25 protein-coding genes are annotated in these 21,261 nt (G+C 64.0%); 11 read left to right on the forward strand and 14 right to left on the reverse strand.

Going from position 1 to position 21,261, the window contains the following annotated elements:
* Window positions 1–29: 29 nt before the first annotated feature.
* The 11 genes from FG486_RS12610 to FG486_RS12660 all read right to left on the reverse strand — a co-directional run bounded on the left by FG486_RS12610 (window position 30) and on the right by FG486_RS12660 (window position 8,167).
* The gene (locus tag FG486_RS12610) at window positions 30–626 is read right to left on the reverse strand and encodes a hypothetical protein (RefSeq protein WP_066279198.1); all 597 of its coding nucleotides are present in this window, start codon (window positions 624–626) and stop codon (window positions 30–32) included.
* Window positions 627–698: 72 nt separating this feature from the next.
* The gene (locus tag FG486_RS12615) at window positions 699–1,247 is read right to left on the reverse strand and encodes a demethoxyubiquinone hydroxylase family protein (RefSeq protein ID WP_081097070.1); all 549 of its coding nucleotides are present in this window, start codon (window positions 1,245–1,247) and stop codon (window positions 699–701) included.
* Window positions 1,244–1,750 (reverse strand): disulfide bond formation protein B, encoded by a 507-nt coding sequence (locus tag FG486_RS12620; RefSeq protein ID WP_066279204.1) that lies wholly within the window; start codon window positions 1,748–1,750, stop codon window positions 1,244–1,246. The genes FG486_RS12615 and FG486_RS12620 overlap by 4 nt, the downstream gene beginning before the upstream one ends.
* A 43-nt stretch (window positions 1,751–1,793) precedes the next feature.
* Window positions 1,794–3,167, reverse strand: a complete 1,374-nt coding sequence (locus tag FG486_RS12625) for a S41 family peptidase (RefSeq protein ID WP_422125055.1) — start codon at window positions 3,165–3,167, stop codon at window positions 1,794–1,796.
* A gap of 239 nt (window positions 3,168–3,406) precedes the next feature.
* On the reverse strand, window positions 3,407–4,573 hold the full coding sequence (locus tag FG486_RS12630) for a murein hydrolase activator EnvC family protein (RefSeq protein ID WP_338401611.1): 1,167 nt from the start codon (window positions 4,571–4,573) through the stop codon (window positions 3,407–3,409).
* A gap of 49 nt (window positions 4,574–4,622) precedes the next feature.
* Window positions 4,623–5,045 carry a 23S rRNA (pseudouridine(1915)-N(3))-methyltransferase RlmH gene (locus FG486_RS12635; RefSeq protein WP_181267761.1) on the reverse strand — a complete coding sequence of 141 codons (423 nt, stop codon included), beginning with the start codon at window positions 5,043–5,045 and terminating at the stop codon, window positions 4,623–4,625.
* A gap of 30 nt (window positions 5,046–5,075) precedes the next feature.
* Window positions 5,076–5,489: a ribosome silencing factor gene (rsfS, locus tag FG486_RS12640; RefSeq protein ID WP_066279211.1), complete on the reverse strand. Its 414-nt coding sequence runs from the start codon at window positions 5,487–5,489 to the stop codon at window positions 5,076–5,078.
* Window positions 5,490–5,616: 127 nt separating this feature from the next.
* The gene (locus tag FG486_RS12645) at window positions 5,617–6,261 is read right to left on the reverse strand and encodes a nicotinate-nucleotide adenylyltransferase (protein ID WP_181267762.1); all 645 of its coding nucleotides are present in this window, start codon (window positions 6,259–6,261) and stop codon (window positions 5,617–5,619) included.
* Complete coding sequence (locus FG486_RS12650; protein ID WP_241695806.1) at window positions 6,258–6,542, reverse strand: type II toxin-antitoxin system RelE/ParE family toxin; 285 nt, start codon at window positions 6,540–6,542, stop codon at window positions 6,258–6,260. The genes FG486_RS12645 and FG486_RS12650 overlap by 4 nt, the downstream gene beginning before the upstream one ends.
* The gene (locus tag FG486_RS12655; protein ID WP_181267765.1) at window positions 6,542–6,844 is read right to left on the reverse strand and encodes a CopG family ribbon-helix-helix protein; all 303 of its coding nucleotides are present in this window, start codon (window positions 6,842–6,844) and stop codon (window positions 6,542–6,544) included. The genes FG486_RS12650 and FG486_RS12655 overlap by 1 nt, the downstream gene beginning before the upstream one ends.
* 42 nt (window positions 6,845–6,886) lie before the next feature.
* On the reverse strand, window positions 6,887–8,167 hold the full coding sequence (locus FG486_RS12660; RefSeq protein WP_181267766.1) for a glutamate-5-semialdehyde dehydrogenase: 1,281 nt from the start codon (window positions 8,165–8,167) through the stop codon (window positions 6,887–6,889).
* A gap of 336 nt (window positions 8,168–8,503) precedes the next feature.
* Between FG486_RS12660 and FG486_RS12665 the strand changes: the two genes are divergently transcribed.
* The 6 genes from FG486_RS12665 (at window position 8,504) to FG486_RS12690 (ending at window position 12,950) form a co-directional block, all read left to right on the forward strand.
* A complete protein-coding gene (locus tag FG486_RS12665; RefSeq protein WP_241695720.1) occupies window positions 8,504–9,616 on the forward strand; it encodes a M23 family metallopeptidase in 1,113 nt (370 codons plus the stop codon).
* 28 nt (window positions 9,617–9,644) lie between these two features.
* A complete protein-coding gene (locus FG486_RS12670) occupies window positions 9,645–10,028 on the forward strand; it encodes a bactofilin family protein (RefSeq protein ID WP_137775418.1) in 384 nt (127 codons plus the stop codon).
* A 70-nt stretch (window positions 10,029–10,098) separates the two neighbouring features.
* The gene (locus FG486_RS12675; RefSeq protein ID WP_181267768.1) at window positions 10,099–10,785 is read left to right on the forward strand and encodes a hypothetical protein; all 687 of its coding nucleotides are present in this window, start codon (window positions 10,099–10,101) and stop codon (window positions 10,783–10,785) included.
* Between the two features lie 146 nt (window positions 10,786–10,931).
* Window positions 10,932–11,855 carry a PDZ domain-containing protein gene (locus FG486_RS12680; RefSeq protein WP_181267770.1) on the forward strand — a complete coding sequence of 308 codons (924 nt, stop codon included), beginning with the start codon at window positions 10,932–10,934 and terminating at the stop codon, window positions 11,853–11,855.
* Between the two features lie 39 nt (window positions 11,856–11,894).
* Entirely contained in the window at window positions 11,895–12,485 is a 591-nt protein-coding gene (locus FG486_RS12685) for a GNAT family N-acetyltransferase (RefSeq protein WP_181267771.1), read from the forward strand.
* A gap of 144 nt (window positions 12,486–12,629) precedes the next feature.
* Window positions 12,630–12,950 (forward strand): hypothetical protein, encoded by a 321-nt coding sequence (locus FG486_RS12690; protein WP_181267772.1) that lies wholly within the window; start codon window positions 12,630–12,632, stop codon window positions 12,948–12,950.
* 674 nt (window positions 12,951–13,624) lie between these two features.
* Here the strand turns inward: FG486_RS12690 and FG486_RS12695 are convergent.
* Window positions 13,625–14,707 carry a CBS domain-containing protein gene (locus FG486_RS12695; protein ID WP_181267773.1) on the reverse strand — a complete coding sequence of 361 codons (1,083 nt, stop codon included), beginning with the start codon at window positions 14,705–14,707 and terminating at the stop codon, window positions 13,625–13,627.
* A gap of 95 nt (window positions 14,708–14,802) precedes the next feature.
* Window positions 14,803–15,876 (reverse strand): succinylglutamate desuccinylase/aspartoacylase family protein, encoded by a 1,074-nt coding sequence (locus FG486_RS12700; RefSeq protein ID WP_181267774.1) that lies wholly within the window; start codon window positions 15,874–15,876, stop codon window positions 14,803–14,805.
* A 303-nt stretch (window positions 15,877–16,179) separates the two neighbouring features.
* Between FG486_RS12700 and rpsM the strand changes: the two genes are divergently transcribed.
* The 5 genes from rpsM (at window position 16,180) to FG486_RS12725 (ending at window position 21,025) form a co-directional block, all read left to right on the forward strand.
* Complete coding sequence (rpsM, locus tag FG486_RS12705) at window positions 16,180–16,548, forward strand: 30S ribosomal protein S13 (protein WP_023836211.1); 369 nt, start codon at window positions 16,180–16,182, stop codon at window positions 16,546–16,548.
* Between the two features lie 73 nt (window positions 16,549–16,621).
* Window positions 16,622–17,011 (forward strand): 30S ribosomal protein S11, encoded by a 390-nt coding sequence (gene rpsK / locus FG486_RS12710; protein ID WP_023836212.1) that lies wholly within the window; start codon window positions 16,622–16,624, stop codon window positions 17,009–17,011.
* A 110-nt stretch (window positions 17,012–17,121) separates the two neighbouring features.
* Window positions 17,122–18,174 (forward strand): DNA-directed RNA polymerase subunit alpha, encoded by a 1,053-nt coding sequence (locus tag FG486_RS12715; RefSeq protein ID WP_023836213.1) that lies wholly within the window; start codon window positions 17,122–17,124, stop codon window positions 18,172–18,174.
* Between the two features lie 202 nt (window positions 18,175–18,376).
* On the forward strand, window positions 18,377–18,796 hold the full coding sequence (gene rplQ, locus FG486_RS12720) for a 50S ribosomal protein L17 (RefSeq protein WP_066282224.1): 420 nt from the start codon (window positions 18,377–18,379) through the stop codon (window positions 18,794–18,796).
* A 96-nt stretch (window positions 18,797–18,892) separates the two neighbouring features.
* Entirely contained in the window at window positions 18,893–21,025 is a 2,133-nt protein-coding gene (locus FG486_RS12725) for a prolyl oligopeptidase family serine peptidase (protein WP_181267775.1), read from the forward strand.
* 37 nt (window positions 21,026–21,062) lie between these two features.
* Here the strand turns inward: FG486_RS12725 and FG486_RS12730 are convergent, their stop codons facing one another.
* On the reverse strand, window positions 21,063–21,239 hold the full coding sequence (locus tag FG486_RS12730; RefSeq protein ID WP_171007872.1) for a hypothetical protein: 177 nt from the start codon (window positions 21,237–21,239) through the stop codon (window positions 21,063–21,065).
* Window positions 21,240–21,261: the final 22 nt, after the last annotated feature.

The raw sequence follows: 21,261 nt of genomic DNA on the forward strand, positions 1-21,261 counted from the left end.
CAAGTCGGTTGCGGCGGTCGCTCGCGCGATCACTCGGGCGAAGGGGTTTCGGGTTCGGGGCGCGGCGGCACTTCCTCGCCATTGGCCTGCGCGCGCATCGCGGCGGCCGCAGCCTCGCGCTCGGCCTTGCGCGCGTCGAGCTGTGCCTCGATCTCCTTCTGTCGCGCCTCGACCGCTGCGGCATCGCGGTCGATGTTCGACAAGCGACGCTGGCGCTCTTCCTCGATCAGACGACCGGCAATCGCCTCTTCACCTTGCTTCTTTTCGGCGCGCGCGGCCTGGACCAGCGACTGGGTGCAACCGGTAAAGCCACCCGCGCCGACCGGAGAGCAGCTGTCGGTGCCGAAATTGCCGACGGTCTCCATCGAGCGCACGCGCTCGGTCCAGCTGGTATTGGCGATCGAATTGGGGTCGCTGCGCAGCTTTTCGGGGATGCGATAGCGCTCCTGCTCGTCCATGCGCATGCACACGACGATCTCGTTCGGGTCGCTCGAGGGTTCGCAAGCGTCATCGCCATAAACGATCTTCTGGACGACCTTGTCGCCCGCATTGTCCTGCGCGGCGGCGGGCGCGGCGAAGGCCGTTCCGATCAGCAGCAGGGCTGCCAGGGTGCCGGTCTTCGTCATGTCGTCCTCCACTTGAATTCTGTCTTGTTCGGCCAATAGCCGCCGCCGGATGAACGGCGCGTGATCATGGGGTCAGATGCGCTTCGAAAGCGCAATCGCCGCACGGCAGCCCATGCGGATCACCGCGCTCATCACCGGATAGCCAAAGGCCTGCTCTGCGCCCTCGGCGAGCGCACGATCCTTGTGCTCCAGTTCCTCGTCGCGGAACTTGGCGATGGCCGCGCTGAGCTCGGGGTCGCTGTCGCCCAGCTCCTCGAGCTGTTCGGCATAATGACGGTCGATCTCGGTTTCCACTGCGACGGTGCAGGCCATGGCGGCCTTGGGTCCGATCAATGCCGTGACCGCGCCCAGCCCGAAACCGGCAACATTCCAGAAGGGCTGCAGCGCCGTCGGGCGGACGCCGCGTTCGGCCATCAGCTTGTCGAAGAACGCGCGGTGCACCTCTTCCTGCTCGGCCATGCCAGCGATGGCGCGCGCTTCGGGCACATGATCGCCCATCACCGCGCGCTGCCCGGCATAGATGCGCGTCGCGCCATATTCGCCCGCCTGGTTGACCCGGATCATCTCCGACAGGTCAAGCTCCTTGCGGACAGGCTGGAGCGGCTCGTTCTCATGTGTCATGCGGCAATCGTCCCGGTCTTTCTGCGGCGCAGCAGCAGATAGATGGCGCTCGCCCCGGCCAGCGACAAGAGGAAATTATAGCCCGCCAGCGAGATGCCGAACAGCGACCAAGGTGCGGTGTCGCAGCGGACGAGGGGATTGGCCATGATCGAATTGAGCACGTCCTCGGTGGTGGCGCCGACCGGCGCGGCGGTGGCGCAGCGGGTCAGGCCCTCCCACCAGCCATATTCGACCCCGGCATGGAAGCCGCCGATCAGCCCGCTGACCGCGATGGCGATCGCGGCGAGCGACGCCATGGCAACGCCCAGGCCCTCGACCCGCTTGACCGCGAGCACCGCGATGCCGCCCAGTGCCAGCGCCGCCCAATGGGGCCAGCGCTGCCAATAGCACATCTCGCACGGGTAGAGCCCGAACACATATTGGCTGATCAGCGCTCCGCCCAGCAGCGATGCGGGCAGAAGGAACGCCAGCCATGCGGCGATACGCGGCGCGCGCGAAGTCATGTCAGCAAGCCCCCGAAATTGGTGTGCAGCAAAGGATGCGAGGTCAGTACCGGCGCGTTGCGGGACGTCCACCGACAGCAGAACGCGCGGCGATCGGGCGGGTTGCCGAAAGGCGCGAACTGGCCAGCGTCGTGCGCTGCAGCGTGGCGAGCGCATAATAGAGCTGGAAGTCCTCGATGCCCTTTTCCTTGAGCTGCTCGGGCGTCATCGAGAAGCGCGGATCGTCGAGCTTGTCGACCTCCAGATCCTTGTCGTCCAGCCCGATCTCGTTGATCAGATGACCGCGCAGATCGGATTCGCGCAGCTTCATCCGCGTCTTGTAATCGGGGTCGGAAATCTGCGGCACCGCGATATCGGGTTCGATTCCGCCTTCCTGCACCGACTTGCCCGAGGGGGTGAAATACCGCGCGGTGGTGAGCTTAAGCGCCGAGGTGCGCGACAGCGGCAGCAGCGTCTGCACCGATCCCTTGCCGAAGCTGCGTTCGCCCATGACCAGCGCGCGGCGATGATCCTGCAGCGCGCCTGCGACGATTTCCGAGGCCGAGGCCGAGCCGGAATCGACCAGCACGATCAGCGGCAGGCCGCCGGTGCTGTCGCCGGGACGGGCGTAATAGCGCTCGATATCGCCCTTGTGACGGCCGCGCTGCGAAACGATCTCGCCCTTTTGCAGGAACACGTCGGACACCGCGACCGCCTCGTCGAGCAGCCCGCCGGGGTTGGAGCGCATGTCGAGCACATAGCCGACCGGCTTGCGGCCCAGCTTCGCCTCGATATCCGCGATCGCCTGGTTCACATCCTCGCCGACGCTCGAGGTGAAGCTGGCGATCGTGATGATGCCGATATCGTCCTTGACCTCCCAGGTCACGGGCTTCAGGTCGATGATCGCGCGGGTGATGGTCACGTCGAACGGCTTGTCGCGGCCTTCGCGCACGATGGTCAGCTTGATCGAGGTGCCCGGCTCGCCGCGCATCTGGTCGACCGCATCGTCGAGCGTGCCGCCATAGATCAGCTTGCCGTCGAGATGCGTGATATAGTCGCCGGCCTTGATCCCGGCCTTGTCGGCGGGGGTCTCGCGGGTGGGGGCGATCACCTTGACCGCTCCGTCCTGCATCGTCACCGACAGGCCGAGACCGCCGTACATGCCTTCGGTCTGGGTGCGCAGATTGGCGAAGTCGCGCGCGTCGAGATAGCTCGAATGCGGGTCGAGCGCGGCGAGCATGCCGTCGATCGCGCCACGCACCAGCTTGTCGTCATCGACCGGCTCGACATAATCGGTCTTCACCCGCTCGAAAATGTCGACGAATTTCGCGATCTCCGCCTGGGTGTCGGATTCGACCTGCGAAATGGCCGAGGTGGTGATCGGCACCAGGGCCACCGCAAGCGCGATGGCAGAGGCTCGGGCGAGGCGGGATTTCATCATCGAATGGCAACCTTGTTCTTGAACCGGCTATGTCGGGCCCGGATCGTGCCGATTCTGGCCATCGATGACGGCAGCGGCATTCCCCAGGCAGGTGCTTCGCGCTTACCCCTGGCGCGGCATGTGCAATCTAGTCCTGCGCGCGCCCAATTGCCAGATGCTTTGCCACCGGCACCGGATGCGCTTCGACCAACGCCTGTTGTGCGTGCGAAAGCTTGCTGCGCGGTGAACGGACGCTGTCAGGAGAGGAGGGCGGCAATGTCGATCGGGCGCCCGTTGCGGCGTAGCTCGACGGTGATGCGCGGACGGTTGTCGGCAGCGCGGCCGAGCGGATCGCCCTGCGCGATGCGCTCACCCACCTTGAGCTTCGTCCGTGCGAGGCCGGTGATGAGGCTGGTCCAGCCACCGACATGTTCGATGATGACGATCTGGCCGAAGCCGCGATAGGCTCCGGCAAAGGCGATGCGGCCATCCGCCGGGGCGATCAGCTGCGCACCGGGCCGGGTGGCGAGGGTGAGCCCGCGCGAGCGCACGCCCGTGGCGGCGACCTCGCCGAAGCCGGTGACGATCGCGCCCGCGGCAGGCAGCCGATAGGCAGGGCGGGCGTTGCTCGCGGGCGCTGGTGCGTTCTCGATCACTTCGGATGCTTGCGGACGCGGCGGTCGGAGCACCGGGCCTTCCAGCGCCGCCAGTTGCTGGCGCAATGCCGCGCTCGCCTCGAGATCGCCCACCAGGCTGTCGAGATCGCGCGCGCGTTCGCTCAGGCCCAGCGCGCGTTCTTCCTCGAGCCGCGAGGTGCTCGCCAACTCGCGCGACCGGTTGCGCGCGCGCGCCTCGAGCCGGACAAGCTCGGCGCGGCGATAGGCCAGCTGCTGGCGACCCTCGCGCTGCAGCGCGGCGGCGCGGTTTGCCTGGCGCGCGAGATCGCGCGAGCGGGCGATGTCCTTGCGGAGCGCGGCGGTTTCCGCCTCGACCCGGGGCAGCGTGGTGGCGAGCACCGCACGGACGCGCACCAGGTCATCGATCGACCCGGGCTGAACCAGGGCGAGCATGGTGGGCCGCCGCGCCATGGATTGCAGCGCAGCGGTCAGCCGGGCGAGCGGCTGCTGGCGCGCGGCGAGCCTGGCCCGTTGCGCGCGCTGCAAGGTCGCGATGATCTTCACCCGCGCCTCGGCGGCGGCAATCTCGGCTTCGGCTTGCTGCACCCGCGAGGCGACGACACGCGCTTCGGCGCGTGCCTGGTCTGCCTCGGCCACGGCGCTGTCGGCCTGTTTTTCCAGCGTGGCACTGCGCCGGGCGGCGGCTTTCGCATCGGCGAGCGCGCGGGCGAGTGCGGTGCGCTCCTGTTCGAGCAGATTGACGGGTCGGGCAGGGGCAGCGGCGCTGCCGGGCAGCGATGCAATCACCGCGGCTCCTGCCACCATTGCGAGGACAAGGGGACGCATCCGCACAGCGTCAGCCCTCGCGATGATAAGGATGGCCGGCCAGGATGCTGGTCGCGCGGTAGAGCTGTTCGGCGAGCATGGCGCGCGCCATCATGTGTGGCCAGGTCGCCTTGCCGAACGCGATCAGCAGGTCTGCATTGGCACGTTCGGCATCATCGAAGCCGTCGGCGGCCCCGATAAGGAAGCGCGTTTCGCGCACGCCATCGTCACGCCAGCGGCCCAGCCTTTCGGCGATTTCCATCGAGGTCAGCTGCTTGCCGAGTTCGTCGAGCATCACCGTGCGGCTACCCTGCGGAGCGGGCGGCACGCTGCCGCCGCGATCGGGCAGTTCGGTGATGCTGAGCGGCCACTGGATGCGCTTGGCATAGCGCTGCACCAGCTCGGCCTCGGGCGACCGGCCGATCTTGCCGCGCGCGATGATGTGCAGGCGCATGCTGGCTCAGCCCCCCGGCCTGTTACAGGCTCAGGCGTTCGGAGCCTCGGGCGCGTCGCCAAAGGCCCACATGCGTTCCAGATTGTAGAAGCTGCGAACCTCGGGACGGAACAGATGGACGATGACATCGCCCGCGTCGATCAGCACCCAATCGGCATTGGTCAGCCCTTCGATCCGCGCGCTGCCCCCGGCTTCCTTGATCCGCTCGGCCAGCTTCTGCGCCATCGAGGCGACCTGGCGGGTCGAACGGCCCGAGGCGATCACCATGAAATCGGCGATGTTGCTCTTCCCGGCGAGCGGGATCGAAACCACCTCCTGCGCCTGATCGTCGTCGAGCGACTGCATCACCAGCGCGTGCAGCTTGCTGGCTTCGGCCAGTTGCAGATCGGTGGCCGACGGGGGCGGGCTGGCGACCGATTGTTGGGCTTGAGAGAGGTTGGTCAATGGAACTCCTTGCACACAGGCATCTGTAAAACGGATGCGGCACCGCAAAAATTGCGATGGCGCACGGGGGAAAGGGGCGGGTTGAAGGAAACGTCCTGAAGGACGGGCGGAGTGGCTGGACCGGCTGTCACGCAAAGACCTGCCGGGTTACTGCATCGCGCACGATTGTGTCGGCGTAATCCAGAAACCAGTCGGGATCCTGACGGCGCAGGGCCGTGGCAGATCGCGGATCAGGACGAAAGCGCATCAGCACAAGCGCTGGCAAACTCCATCGTGTCCAGTCTCTTGCCTGGCTGCGGGGACGGACACGATGCCCGAACCAGGCCATTGCGGGGCCCGAAATGGCGGCGCCATCATATCCCGGACGGGCGACAACTGCAATCGGCATTTGCCGGGCGATGCCGCGCCAGTGCTTCCAGCGGTGGAATCCCGCCAGATTGTCCGCGCCCATGATCCAGACAAAGTCACGTTTCGGATAGCGCGCCGTGATCTTTTCGAGCGTCTCGACGGTGTAGCGCGTGCCCAGTTCGGTCTCGATTCCGGTCGCGCGAATCCGGGAGCGCCGCGTCATGCCGCGCGCCGAGGCGAGCCGCGCCTTGAACGGCGCCATGTCGGCCGCACCGTCCTTGAGCGGATTGCCCGGGCTCACCAGCCACCAGATTTCGTCGAGCCCCAAGGCCTCCATCGCGAACAGGCTGATCGCCCGGTGCCCGCGATGCGCCGGGTTGAACGATCCGCCCATCAGGCCGGTGCGGACAGGACGGCCCTTCATGCTTCGATACTCCAGTCCTGGCGCTCGTGAAGGACGCGCAGGATGTGCAAGCCATGATCGCCTGCGCGATAAATGATCAGGAACGGCGTTCGTCCCAGACGCCATTTGCGGTGATCGGCCGATCCGACCGGCGCGCCGATTTGAGGGAATTCGGGCAAGCGGGCGATGGCCTTTTCAAGCGCGCTAACCAAATTCAGCGCATATCGGGCGTCATCGTCGAGCGCCTGCCGATAGATGATGTTGAAGTCGTCCTGCGCGCGCAGCGACCAGGTGACGCGCATCACGCAGCTGTATCTTGCTCTTGCTGGGCTTTGGCGTCCTGCTCGGCAATCTTGGCCTTGGCTTCGGAGCGCAAGTTGGCGACCCACTCTTCCATCTGCTCCTGCGTGAGGAAGCGGCCGGCGGCGATATCGTCCTCGCCCTGCTGGATGAAGTCCATCATGGCCACCTCGGCGCGCACCATCTTCTCGATCGCGCGCGCGGCGAGCCACGAGCGGCTGCGGCCCCGCGCTTTCGCAACACGATCCACCAGGTCCATGACCTCGGGATCGATCCGGGCGGTGATGATCTGCGACTTGCTCATTGCGCATGTATACGTTGTATACGTCGCTGCAGCAACCGCGTCTCAGGCGCGGATATGGCCTTCGCCATCGACCAGCCATTTGTACGTGGTCAGCCCCTCAAGCGCGACCGGGCCGCGCGCATGCAGCCGCCCGGTGGCAATGCCGATTTCTGCGCCCAGGCCGAATTCGCCGCCATCGGCAAACTGGCTCGAGGCGTTGACCATCACGATCGCACTATCGACCTCGGCCTGGAAGCGCTTGGCGGCGGCCATGTCGCTGGCGATGATCGCATCGGTATGGCCCGAGCTGTGCCGCGCGATATGCTCCAGCGCGCCGTCCAGCCCCTCGACGAACGCGACCGACAGGATCGCGTCGAGATATTCGGTATCCCAGTCCTCGTCGCTCGCCGAGACCGCGCGTGGTTCCAGCTCCATCGTCATGTCGTCGCCGCGCAATTCGCATGCGGCATCGGCAAGCGCGGCAAGAAGAGGGGCGGCATGCGGATAGTCCTGATCGATCAGCAGCGTCTCCATCGCCCCGCACACCCCGGTGCGGCGCAGCTTGGCGTTGAGCGCGATCGATTGGGCCATCTCGGGGTCGGCGCTGGCATGGACGAAGCTGTGGCAGATGCCGTCGAGGTGCGCGAGCACGGGAACGCGCGCATCGGCCTGGACGCGCGCCACCAGCGACTTGCCGCCGCGCGGGATGATGAGGTCGATTCCGCCCGCCGCAGCGAGCATCGCGCCGACAGCCTCGCGGTCCTGGGTCGGCACCAGCTGTACCGCGCCTTCGGGCAGGCCCGCCGAGGCAAGGCCACGCGCCAGGCTGGCGTGCAGCGCGCGGTTGCTGTGCATCGCCTCGCTGCCGCCGCGCAGGATCGCGGCATTGCCCGATCGCACGCACAGCACCGCAGCATCGACGGTCACATTGGGGCGGCTTTCATAGATGATGCCGATCACGCCGATGGGTACGCGCACCCGGCGCAGCGTCATGCCGGCAGGCGCGGTGCGCCGGTCGATCTCCTCGCCGACCGGATCGGGCAGGGCGGCGACCGCCTCGACGCTGTTCGCAATCGCCGCGAGCCTCGCCTCGTCGAGCTTCAGCCGGTCGAGCATCGCGCCTGAAAGCCCGCGCGCTTCGCCCGCTGCCATGTCGCGCGCATTGGCGGCGAGGATGTCGGCGGCGTCTTCGCGCAGCGCGGCTGCGGCGGCGCGCAGCGCATCGGCCTTGGCAGGGTCCGGCAGGCTGCGCAGCTGCTTTGCGGCATCACGCGCGGCGGAGCAGCAGGCGGCGATCACGTCCTGAGGCGAGGGGCTGGCGGTGCTGGCAACGGCTTGAATCATGGCTGCGGCGTGTAACAGCCAGGGCAAAAGGTTCCAAGCCGCGACTCGGTTCGTCGCAAATATAGGAAAAAAACGACTCGCAACCGTTTGCTGAGACGATTCTGGCACGGGGAATGACAGGAAAATTGCGGAAAAATCACGCCAGGTTGCAACTCATCGCACGACTCGTCCGATTCGTGGCAAAGCCGGAGGAGTCGATTCGCTATCCGTCAGACCCTTTGCTAGCGGCGCTGCGGGGTTAAATTTAAGGGTCGAACGGGTCGCATGCGCATTCTAACGATGCGCAAGCGCGTAACGGACGCGCTTGCGCTATGGTTCCCTGATCGCGAATTTTTCATGCGGTCACAGGGACAGATCAAATTCGTCAAGGTCTCTGCACGCCTGCAGATGACGGTCGCCGGGGCCGTTGTCGCAGCGTTGCTGTTGTGGCTGGTCGTCACGCTCGCGATGCTGGTAAGCCAGTACAGCATCAGCATGGAGCGCATGGCACTGGTGCAGCGCCAGGCGGAGATCGAAAGCTCGGCGAGCCGGGTCAAGGCCTATCGCTCCTCGGTCGAGGATGTCGCCAAGGACCTCGAAAAGCGCCAGGCGTTTTTGGAGGATATCGTCACCAGCTATATCGGCGAACAGGCCGCCGGCGAGGATGCCAGCGCGGTGGTGGGTGCGATGGACAAGGGCAGCAGCGATGAAGCTGCCCAGACCGCGCGCAAGATCAGCGCGATGGTGCCCGAAGCTGCCGGGCTCGCCCGGATGGAAGCGCGCCAGATCGCGTTCGTCGAACAGCTTACCCGCGCCGCCACGGTCCGCGCGCGCAATGCCGAACAGGCGATCCGCAAGTTCGGCCTCAATCCCGAGACCGTCGCCCGGGCCAGCGCCAGCGCACAGGGTGGTCCGTTCATTCCGTTCAAGGGGTCGGGCAATGCCCGGCTCGATCCGCGCTTCACCACTCTGGGCCAGACGCTAGCGCGGATGGACGCGCTGGAGCGCGGCCTCGTCGCCATCCCGTCGGGCACGCCCGCTGTGGCCCCCGCGATCACCAGCGGTTTCGGCTATCGCCGTGACCCGTTCACCGGCGCCGCCGCCTTGCACAGCGGCATCGATTTCAAGGGCGCGCCCGGATCGCCGATTCTCGCCGCGGCGCAGGGCAAGATCGTTTTCGCGGGCGTGAAATCGGGCTATGGCAATTGCGTCGAAGTGGCGCACGGCAACGGCCTGGTCACCCGCTATGCGCACATGTCGTCGATCGGCGTGCGGGTCGGCCAGAAGGTCGACAAGGGCGAGCGGCTGGGCGGCATGGGCAGCACCGGTCGTTCCACCGGCACGCACCTGCATTTCGAGGTGCGCCACAATGACCGCGCCATGAACCCGCGCCCGTTTCTGGAGGCCAATCGCGATGTTCTCAAGATCCAAGCCGTCGCCGAACAGCGGACCGACGACGCCGCCCGCTAACCCCCGCTCGAACAGGTCAGGAAGCAGCATGGTCGGACATTCCACCTTCTCGGTCATCGGCGCGGATGTCGTGATCACCGGCAATATCTCGGCCAAGGTCGATCTGCATGTCGATGGCCGGGTGGAAGGCGACATATCCTGCGCCTCGCTGGTCCAGGGCGAAGCCAGCAGCATCCATGGCGCGATCACCGCTGAATCCGCGCGGCTGGCGGGCACTGTCGACGGATCGGTCGACGCGCGCGACCTGGTCATCACCGCCACCGCCAATGTCACCGGCGATGTCAGCTACGAGACGATCACGATCGAACAGGGAGGTCATGTCGACGGCCAGTTCCGCCACAAGAGCAAGGTCATCGCGCCAAAGATCGCGAGCGGCGACGACAAGCCGGCCTTGATGCTCTCCAGCGGCTGAGGACCATCCGGACGCGGGCGGCGCAAATGCCGCCTTGCGCTGGGCGATGGCTGGCGTAATCATCGCGGCCATGACCAAGCCCATCCGCAGCCTCAGGCCGCAACGCCTCGCCACCGTCCTTCTTGTCACTGCCCTGCTTGCCGCGTGCCAGCAACCGGCGGAGAAACCGGCCGAGGGCGACCCGCATGCCGGGATCGAGCTGCCGCCGGGCCATCCGCAGATCGACCTGTCTCAGGGCGGTATCGCTGCAGAGGCGGGGGCTGCGCAGCATCCGCCGGTGATGAGCCTCGATGGCGAGGGGCTGCGCCTGGTCGATCCCGATAGCGGCGCGACCCGTCCGCTTGCGTTCGGCGTGCCGCTCGATCAGCTCAAGCTGGTGACCGAAAAGCTCAAGGGTCCCGCCGAGGCCGGCCGCGCCGCGGAATGCGGGGCAGGGCCGCTCGCCTATCTCAGCTGGAAGGACGGGCTGACGCTCTATGCGCTCGACGGGCTCTTTGCCGGCTGGGCGCTCGATGCGGCGGACAGTCCTGCGGCGAAGGGCAAGGACGGCAAGCCCGTGCCCAAGCTCACCACGATCAGCGGCATCGGCATCGGTTCGACCCGCGCGCAACTGCTCGATGTCTATGACGCGAAGATCGAGCAGACCACGCTTGGCACCGAATTCAATGCCGCGGGCCTTTCAGGCATTCTCGACGGCACCGGCGCCAAGGCGAAAGTGACCAACCTCTGGTCGGGCGTGAACTGCGTCTTCCGCTGACAATCCTGTCAGCAATGCACGCACTCCCGCTGGATTCGGACGCGGCATTGGTGCAACGTCGGCGCACCGGCGCGGGGCCGATTCGCAGGGGGCTGCGGGTCCGGAAAATCGACCCCCCGCATCGCCGGTCCTGATTGGGGGAATTCATGAAAAAGTCTGGATCGCGCGGCTTTTCGCGCAAGACGCTGCTGTGCGGCGTAGGCCTTGCCGTGCTCGCGCTTGGTGCGCCGGTGATATCGGTGGCAGCCGCACCGCCTGCCGCTGCCCAGGCGGCCAAGCTGCCCAAGCCCTATGTCTCGCGCGCCATCGACGCAACGCTGATGGAGCTGACCCCGGCGGTGCGCTCGCAGTTCGGCATCAAGCCCAAGGTCAATGGCGTGCTCGTCATCTCGACTGATCCCAAGGGCATTGCCGCCAAGAACAAGATCGTGCCCGGAGACATCATCACCGACGTGCGCGGCAAGCGGGTGCTCAAGCCGATCGATGTCGACACGCACGTGCTCTATTTCCTGAAAAAAGGCGACAGCGCCTTCCAGTTCGGCGGCAACCGCGGCGGCCAGCGCTACAGCTCTGCCGCGCAGATCACGCTCGACCTGTTCGAAGCGGCCATCGACCTGGCGACCATCGCCGCGTGGAGCAGCTATTCGACCCCGACCTTCAGCTATGCCAGCTATTACGAGGAATACAGCACGGTCATTGTCGAGGAATATACCTATAGCGAGACGATCATCGAGGAAACGGTGACGTCCGAGAGCTATGTCAGCGAAATCACGTCGGAAGAGTCGAGCTACGAGGAGACCTCCGAAGAGGTGACCGAGGAATCGTCCGAGGAAAGCTCAGAGGAAGCCAGCGAGGAATCGTCCGAAGAGGAGTCGGCGGAGGAATCCGAGGAATCCGAAGAACAGGCCGATGAGGCAGAAGACGAAGCCGATGAGGCCGACGAGGCCCAGGATGAGGCGGACGAACCTGAGGAAGAGGAAGCCGATGAACCCGAGGACGAGCCCGAGGACGAGCCCGAGGATGAGCCCGAGGAAGACGATTCGGGCGGCGATGAAGAGCCCGAGCTCTGATCCGTTTTCCGGCCCGCCTGCGTGCCAGGCGGGCCGGGCATGAGCTCGCGCTTCCTTCCCGTCGAGCGTGGGCAGATCGCCACGATCGTCACGCATCTGGAAATGCGCAACCGGCCGGGGCCGCGCCCGGTGCGGCCGGTTCCGCTGCGCCTGAAGCGCTGGAAGGCACCGGACAATGACAAGTATCGCACGCTCTATCGCCGCGTCGGCGAGCCCTGGCTGTGGTTCTCGCGCCTGGTGATGGCCGATGCCGCGCTGGCGGCGATCCTCACCGACCCGGCGGTCGAGATCTTCGCGGTGCTCGATCCCAAGGGCATCGAGATCGGGCTGCTCGAGCTCGATTTCCGTCAGCCTAGCCAGTGCGAGATCGCGTTCTTCGGCCTGATCCCGCAGCTCACAGGACAGGGCTTCGGCAGCTGGCTGATGGGCCAGGCGCTCGGCCTTGCCTGGCGCGCGGGGATCGAGCGCGTCCGGGTACACACCTGCACGCTCGACGATCCGCGCGCGCTCGGCTTCTATATTGCGCAGGGGTTCACGGCCACGGCGCGCGAGATCGAACTGCTCGACGACCCGCGTCTGACCGGGCTGATCCCGAAGGATTGCGCCCCGCACGTGCCGCTGATCGGGTGAACGTCCTTCCTACGGGGAGGGGCAGAGCGCACCATTCCCTCCCCCATCGAGGGGGAGGGCTTTTGCATCGAGCCCGCCTCCACCGGAACGCTTCTTCCCCCGCGCGGGTAGTCTTGGGCAGACCCAGCACGAAGGAATTTCCCCATGGCCCATATCCCCGATGACAACGGTTTCGGCACGATCAACGAATCGCAGCGCGACAAGCCGCAGGCGAACGATGTTGCCGAACAGGCGCTGCGCCGCGAGGACGACCCCAGCGAGGACAGCGAGAAGGTGGCGAGCGGCATCAGCGTCATGCCGCTCGATGAACCCGATCTGGTCGACCGCATGGAACAGATGGTGAGCTCGGGCCGGATCGACACCGACGCCTTCGCCGGTGAGCGCAACGACGACGACGAGGAAAGCCCGCTCGGCGAACTCGCGGACGAGGGGGATGACGATCCGATGGACGTGATCGAGCGGTGATTTAACGGCCCCGTGCTGCAAAAATCCTCCCTCAGCTTGCTGGGGCCAGCCTGCATCAATTCCTCCCCCAGCTTGCTGGGGGAGGATTTGCCAGAGTTTACCTGCACCATTTCCATCGCGCGGCAAGCCGCACCCACCCCAGCTCAGCCTGAGCCTGTCGAAGGCCCCGCGCGGACCTCAGCCGTTACACAATGTTGGATTTGCAGATACAATCCGGCGCTCTGCGGGCGGAATGCGCGCAAGGGGGGCGGGCCGGGTGGTCCGGCCTGGGGCCGGAGGGATGAGCGGCGGCTCATGCGGCGGTCGATTCACAGCCTCGCTCCGCCAGACACTGCCTTCCATCTTGCGCTTTCGGCGGCATATCACGGGGGAGGAAGGCGCCCCGCGCGCTGACCGACTGCCTCTTCGGTTCGGTCCCTGGACGGATGCCTCGCGAAAGCCCCCATCCCCCGACCCGCCAACCCCCGGCAAATGCGAGGAACCTGTGCCGTGATCCCACACCAGGCAGATTTGGTGCGGGGACGGGGTGATTTGTAGCCTATTTGGTTTTAAATGTCAAGCGCGTCTAACCTTCCCGTAGGCTCTGAAGGACTATCGAGAGGAACAAGCGGCGAGTAACAGATAAGATGCAATCCATCAATGTTCACGGATATGCCATCTCCGACTAGCGGATTTTATTGGTTCTCGGTAGCCTTCCGCTGATGAGGTGCAATTGATTCGATTCGATCTAAAAAATTGGAAAAATCTCGCAGTGTTTCTAGATGACCTAATTCAAGTCCATCTGTATCAAAATGCATCACTTGATTGCGAATCTTATTCACAGCCTTTAATTGTTCGCAAAAAACTGATCGGTCTAATCTAATTCCAAATTTCTCCCAATTCGTTGGTCGATCAAGAATACTCACGTAATCTCCAAATGACAAATCGGCCGGGCCATTAATCGCCTTTGACGAATTAGGGGCCTTGTCGTTTTGCAACTCGCTGTGAGTGAAAGTCCTACCAATCATATTTCGCAAATGGGTCTCAATCTGACTAATTAATAGGAAAGGTTCGCTAAGGACTCTAAACTGAAGACTTAAATCGGCGGCTGTTATAATTCCTGATATATCTTTGTTCTTTGATCGCACCAGGACGTAGTCACTTTTCACAACAGCAGAAATAGCTTCAAATATAGATCGGTCCTCATCAATTACACTTGGAGGTTGCATGAAATCTGCAGCGCGACCCTCGATTTTATAAAGTATAGCTCGCGATCCGATTGTGGGCCAAGTAACTACGCCTTTTAATTCTTTGCCAATCATGACTGGGATTTGAGAGAAATCGTGAACCATCATTTTGGTAATGATAGCTGCAATGTCGTCTTCAGGTTTTGCTTTTACTACATCCTTATGAGCTGCTTCAAGCCGAGATAGTCGATATCCAGCTTCTCTGTGCTCCCACTGCATTGGCAAAGCATTTGTAGTGTCCATTGAAACGGCATCGCCGCAGCCCAAAACGGCACTACTCCCTTTTGATAATCCCTTTGCAGAAACAATCTCTAATTTAGCAAAGCTGATTTGTTCATCTAGCCATGTCTCATTGAAGTCAGGAATTGTATAGAGCCCCAGCTGCCGTAATAAAGATCTGATCCGTTCAACATTCGCTGCGCCCCGACGTTGCATTTCAAACCACGCCAAAAATTCACGAACCGTTACAGGATTTACGGCCTGTCCCTTTTTTAACGACTCGCTGACCAATTTTAGCTCTTTCGGAATCATGTTTAAATCCCAGTTAAAGAATTTCCGGGTAACGGTATCTGAGTTTCACGACTGAACCGATAATGCTTGTTATATTAGATTTTTTTAATTTCAATTCAAATCAACTCATCCTCATCCAGCAGCCGGTCGTTCAGCAGCGCCTCGGTAATCTGATCCACCCTCTGCTCGACATCGCCAAAGCGCATCACTTCCGCGATGTGCACCAGCGCGTCGCCCTGGTTGACGACGGGCAGTACCGCGTGGCCGATGATGATGCCGTCGATCGGGGCGCGGAACTCCATGGCGTCGTCGCCGAATATGCCCGAGACGCGGCCGATGACCTCGCCCTTCTTCACCGCGTCGCCCGATTTCTGCTGGAGCGTGCACAGCCCGCCCCGGGGTGCGCGGACCCAGATGGCGCGGCGGCAGCGGGCGGGGAGGGTGACGGTCGTCGCCTCCGGGTGCGGCTGGATCATGCCCAGATGCGCCATCACGTTGAGCACGCCGTTGACGCCGCTGCGCACCGACAGCTCGTCGAAGCGCAGCGCCTCGCCCGCCTCCATCAGCAGCATGTCCACGCCTTCGCCGCGCGCGATGTCGCGCAAGCTGCCGGGGCGCAGCGGGCTCTCGATCACCGCATGCGCGCCGAACAGCATCGCGAGCTCGCGCAGCTTCTCGTTATCGGGTGCGATGCGGATCTGCGGCAGGTTGTAGCGGTGGACGGCGGCGCTGTGGATGTCGATGCCGAGCGAGCAATGGCAGATCACCTCTTTCAGGAACTTGTTGGCGAGCTGCGCGGCGAGCGATCCCTTGGCGCTGCCGGGGAAGGAGCGGTTGAGATCGCGCCGGTCGGGCAGATAGCGGCTGTGCTGCTGGAAGCCGAAGATGTTGACCACCGGCAGGAACAGCACCGTGCCCGCCATGGTCGCCGGATCCAGCTTGGCGAGCACGCGCTGGATTACCGCGGTGCCGATGATCTCGTCGCCATGGATCGCGGCGGAGACGAAGATGCACGGGCCAGGCCTGCTGCCGTGCAGCACGCGGACATAGAGGCTCGCCGGCAGCCCGGTCGCGGTGTTGCTGACCGGGATGGCGATGGTCGCCGAGGTGCCGGGGTCGATCGTCACGCCCGCCAGGGTGAAAGGCGTCGCGGTGGCCGCGGCGGTCGGTTGTGGCGTCTCGTCGGTCATGCAGCCCCCCTAGTCCTGCAGATGCCGCGTGCCGCTTGCGCGCAGCCCCGGCAGTGAGTATGACGCCGGTGTGACAGCAGGCGCAAACACTTTGTCGCGCCTTGCTCCGCTTTTGTCTTGTCGCGTGCTTGACAGCATGGGCGACTCCGCCTATGCGCGGCTTTCATTTTCATTGAGCGGCTTAAAAACAGGCTTTGCATCGTTCCAAATGCGAGGCCTGCGATTTTTGCGCTTTGTGGTTTTGAAGCGTTGAGATGGGGCTTGCGGCAGGTGCCGCGCCCTGTGGAGCAGGAGACTTAATAAGTGGCACGTATCGCCGGGGTGAACATCCCCACCAACAAGCGCGTTATCATTGCGCTGACCTATATCCATGGAATTGGCCCCGCCAAGGCACTGGAAATCGCCGACAAGCTGGGCATCGACCACACCCGCCGCGTTCAGGACCTGAGCGACGCCGAGGTGCTGCAGATCCGCGAAACGATCGACGCCGATCACACCGTGGAAGGTGACCTGCGTCGCCAGACCGCGATGAACATCAAGCGTCTGATGGACCTGGCCTGCTATCGCGGCCTGCGTCATCGCAAGGGCCTGCCGGTTCGTGGCCAGCGCACGCACACCAATGCGCGCACCCGCAAGGGCAAGGCCAAGCCGATCGCCGGCAAGAAGAAATAAGGCCGCCGGGGCGCCTTAAGCGTCCCGCCCTTGTTTTCTTTTCCCGCAATCCCCTTATTCCAGGATATTACATATGGCACGCGAACCGCAGAGGCTCAAAAAGCGCGAGCGCAAGAACATTTCGGCCGGCATTGCTCATGTCAACGCCAGCTTCAACAACACCATGATCACCATCACCGACGCCCAGGGCAATGCGATCAGCTGGTCCTCGGCCGGCATGATGGGCTTCAAGGGCAGCCGCAAGTCGACCCCGTATGCCGCACAGGTCTGTGCGGAAGACGCGGGCCGCAAGGCAGCCGAGCACGGCGTCCGCACGCTCGAAGTCGAAGTCAAGGGCCCCGGTTCGGGCCGTGAATCGGCGCTTCGTGCGCTGCAGGCGGTGGGCTTCACCATCACCTCGATCCGCGATGTGACGCCGATCCCCCACAATGGGGTTCGTCCGTCCAAGCGGCGTCGCGTCTGACACCCAGGCTGTCGTTCGGGGTGGCGGACGCGCCACCCAAACAATTTCCGGCCGGGGCTCCCAAGCGCGACATATGAGCGTCGCCCCCGCCCAACACTCAGGGGAAGTCCATGACTGTCAACATCAAGAACTGGCAGGAACTGAAGAAGCCGAACGGTCTTGAAGTCAAGAGCGGCGGCGATCCCAAGCGCAAGGCAACCTTTGTTGCAGAACCTCTCGAGCGCGGCTTCGGCCTGACGCTGGGCAACGCGCTGCGCCGCGTGCTGCTGTCGTCGCTGCAGGGCGCCGCGATCACCTCGATCAAGATCGAAAACGCGCTGCACGAGTTCTCCTCGCTCGCCGGCGTGCGCGAGGACGTGACCGACATCGTCCTCAACGTGAAGCAGATCGCGCTGAAGATGGAAGGTGAAGGCCCCAAGCGCCTCCAGCTTTCGGCCACCGGTCCTGCCCAGGTGAAGGCGGGCGACATCGCCGTTTCGGGCGATATCGAGGTGATGAACAAGGATCTGGTGATCTGTCACCTGGATGACGGCGCGACGCTGAACATCGAACTGACCTGCGACACCGGCAAGGGCTATGTCCCTGCCGTCGCCAACCGTCCGGTCGATGCGCCGATCGGCCTGATCCCGGTCGACTCGCTGTTCTCGCCGATCCGCCAGGTGTCGTACAAGGTGGAAAACACCCGCGTCGGCCAGGAACTGGACTATGATCGCCTGTCGCTGACCATCGAGACCGACGGCACCGTGACGCCCGAAGATGCCGTCGCCTATGCCGCGCGCATCCTGCAGGACCAGTTGGCGCTGTTCGTCCATTTCGAGGACAGCATTGCCACCGCTACTACCGGTTCGGTCAGCCAGGCCGCTCCGGAAGAAGGCGATGCCAACCAGATCAACCGCTATCTTCTCAAGAAGGTGGACGAGCTGGAACTGTCGGTGCGTTCGGCCAACTGCCTCAAGAACGACAACATCATCTATATCGGCGATCTGGTCCAGAAGACCGAAGCCGAGATGCTGCGCACCCCGAATTTCGGTCGCAAGTCGCTGAACGAAATCAAGGAAGTGCTCTCCAGCATGGGTCTGCGCCTCGGCATGGACATTCCCGGCTGGCCGCCCGAGAATATCGAGGAAATGGCCAAGAAGCTGGAACAGGAACTGCTGGGCTAAGCCGATATCGCCCTCTCCCCGTCAGGGGAGAGGGTTGGGAGAGGGGCCTGCGCCAGCGTTGGCGATTTCCCCCCTTCCTCCGCCGCGTTGCGGCTCCTCCCTCGCCCCCTGAAGGGGAGAGGGCTTATGGGTTAAAGGCAAGACCCTGATTTGCCAGGACCGGGGTACCTGAAACGGCCCCCTTACGAACGGAGTAAAAGAAATGCGTCACGGAGTAGGCAAGCGCAAGCTGCAGCGGACCAGCGCCCATCGTATCGCGATGCTGCGCAACATGGCAGCCTCGCTGATCAAGCACGAGCAGATCAAGACCACGCTGCCCAAGGCGCGTGAACTGCGTCCCTATGTCGAAAAGCTGATCACGCTGGCCAAGCGCGGCGGCCTTTCCAACCGTCGTCTCGCCATGGCTCGCCTGATGGACGATGCCCAGCTGGTCAAGCTGTTCGACACGCTGGCACCCCGCTATGCCGACCGCGCCGGTGGCTATACCCGTGTGCTCAAGGCCGGTTTCCGCGCCTCTGACGCCGCGCCGATGGCGATCATCGAACTGGTCGACCGCGACACCAGCGCCAAGGGTCAGGATTCGGGCCCGGTCATGACCGAGGACGATTACGCCGACGCGTAACAGTATCACACGAAACCGGATTGCCAGACAGGCCGCGAATGCTAAGTTCGCGGCCTGTTTTCGTTTGTCCAATCAACAATCTAAGAGGATCGCCACATGCGCAACCGCGCCATATTTGCTGCCTTGCTGGGAACCGTCGCCATGACCCTTGCCGTGCCCGCCTCCGCCAAGGACGCGCCCATCGCCTATCCGGTGACCGAAAAGGTCGACACGGTGGAAGAGCAGTTCGGCGTGAAGGTGGAAGACCCCTATCGCTGGCTCGAGAACGATGTCCGCGTCGACCCCAAGGTCGCCGCCTGGGTCGAGGCGCAGAACAAGGTCACCGATGCCTATCTCGAGACGCTGCCGGGCCGCGCCGCGCTCGCCAAGCGGATGCGCGCGCTCTATGATTTCGCGCGCACCGGCGTGCCGCGCGAGAAGGGCGGTCGCTATTTCTTCACGCGCAATTCGGGGCTGCAGAACCAGTCGGTGCTGTACGTCAAGGACAGCGCCACCGCTGCCGAGCGCGTCCTGATCGATCCCAATGCCTGGGCCAAGGATGGCGCCACCGCGCTCGACGCCTGGGTGCCGAGCGACGATGGCAGCAAGCTGATCTACTCGATCCAGGACGGCGGCAGCGACTGGCGCACGGTCAGGGTGCTCGATGTCGCCACCGGCAAGGTGCTCGAGGACGAGGTCAAATGGGTGAAATTCTCCAGCCTCGAATGGGACAAGGCAGGCAAGGGCTTCTATTATTCTCGCTTCCCCGAGCCGGACAAGGCAGGCGAGTTCCAGTCGCTCAACACCAACCAGGAAATCCGCTATCACGCGCTCGGCACGCCGCAGAGCGCCGATCCGCTGATCTATGCGACGCCAGACGAGCCCAAGCTCAACCATGTCGCCGAACTGTCGGATGACGGCAGCTTCCTGCTCGTCACCTCGTCCTCGGGCACCGACGAGCGCTATCGCCTCACGATGATCGATGTCGCCAACCCGGCCAAGCGCCGCGTGCTGGTGCCCGAGCTCAAGAACGACTGGCAGATGGCCGGCATGGCGGGCGACAAGATCTATTTCGTCACCAACAAGGATGCGCCGCGGCTCAAGCTGGTGGCCATGCCGGTGACGGGCGATGAAAGCAGCATCCAGACCGTAGTGCCTGAAGGCGAGGCGGTGATCGACGGCGCGTCGGTCATCGGCGGCAAGCTGCTGGTCAACTATCTCAAGGACGCGCACGATGTCGTGAAGCTGTTCGACCTCACTGGAAAACCGGCGGGCGATCTGCCGCTGCCCGGCATCGGTTCGGTCGGCGGCTTTCAGGGCGATCTGGATTCAAAGGAGACCTTCTTCTCCTATTCGAGCTTCAACCGCCCGACGACCATCTATCGCTATGACCTGGTCTCGGGCGCGGTGACGCCCTGGGCCGAGCCGAAGCTGGCGTTCAACCCCGATGATTATGTCGTCGAGCAGCGCTTCTACGCCAGCAAGGACGGCACCAAGGTGCCGATGTTCATCGTGAAGAAGAAGAGCGTGACCGGTCCCGCGCCGACGCTGCTCTATGGCTATGGCGGATTCAACATCTCGCTGACGCCGGGCTTCTCGCCGACCCGGCTCGCCTGGCTAGAACAGGGCGGCGTGTTCGTGCAGGCGAACATTCGCGGCGGTGGCGAATATGGCAAGGCCTGGCACGATGCCGGTCGCCTCGCCAACAAGCAGAATGTGTTCGACGATTTCATCGCGGCGGGTGAATTCCTGATCAAGGAAGGCGTGACCGGCAAGGATCAGCTTGCCATCCAGGGCGGATCGAACGGCGGCCTGCTGGTCGGCGCAGTGGTCAACCAGCGGCCCGATCTGTTTGCCGCGGCCAATGCGGCGGTCGGCGTGATGGACATGCTGCGCTTCGACCGCTTCACCGCCGGGCGCTACTGGGTCGATGATTATGGCTATCCGTCGAAGGAAGCGGACTTCAGGACGCTGATCAAATATTCGCCCTATCACACGATCCGCAAAGCCGATTATCCGGCAGTGATCGTCTCGACGGCGGATACCGACGACCGCGTGGTGCCGGGGCACAGCTTCAAGTACACCGCGAAGCTGCAGGCGACCGAAGCCGGCGACAAGCCGCACCTGATCCGCATCGAGACGCGTGCGGGCCATGGTTCGGGCAAGCCGACCGACAAGATTATCGAGGAATCGTCGGACATCTACGCGTTCCTGGCGCATTTCACCGGGCTCAAGATCGCAGGCGAATGAACGGGGCAGGGGGCTGGCCGGGCGCCGGCCCCCGCCTTTACGCCAAGGGCAGGCGGCGCTTGCCCTTAAGCCTGCTGGTCAGGTGATAGCGCCCGCAGCGATCGCATCGATAGGGCCTGAGATCGATCGTCGCTGCGATCGCCGCGCGCATGGCCTCTTCCTCGCTCGCAAAGCGCTGCTTGCGCTGGCAGATCGACAGGCGGGTGCGGGGCATTTTTGCAACAGGCGTCCGGATT

This window comes from Blastomonas ursincola, assembly GCF_013607875.1.
Classification (GTDB): Bacteria; Pseudomonadota; Alphaproteobacteria; order Sphingomonadales; family Sphingomonadaceae; genus Blastomonas; species Blastomonas ursincola.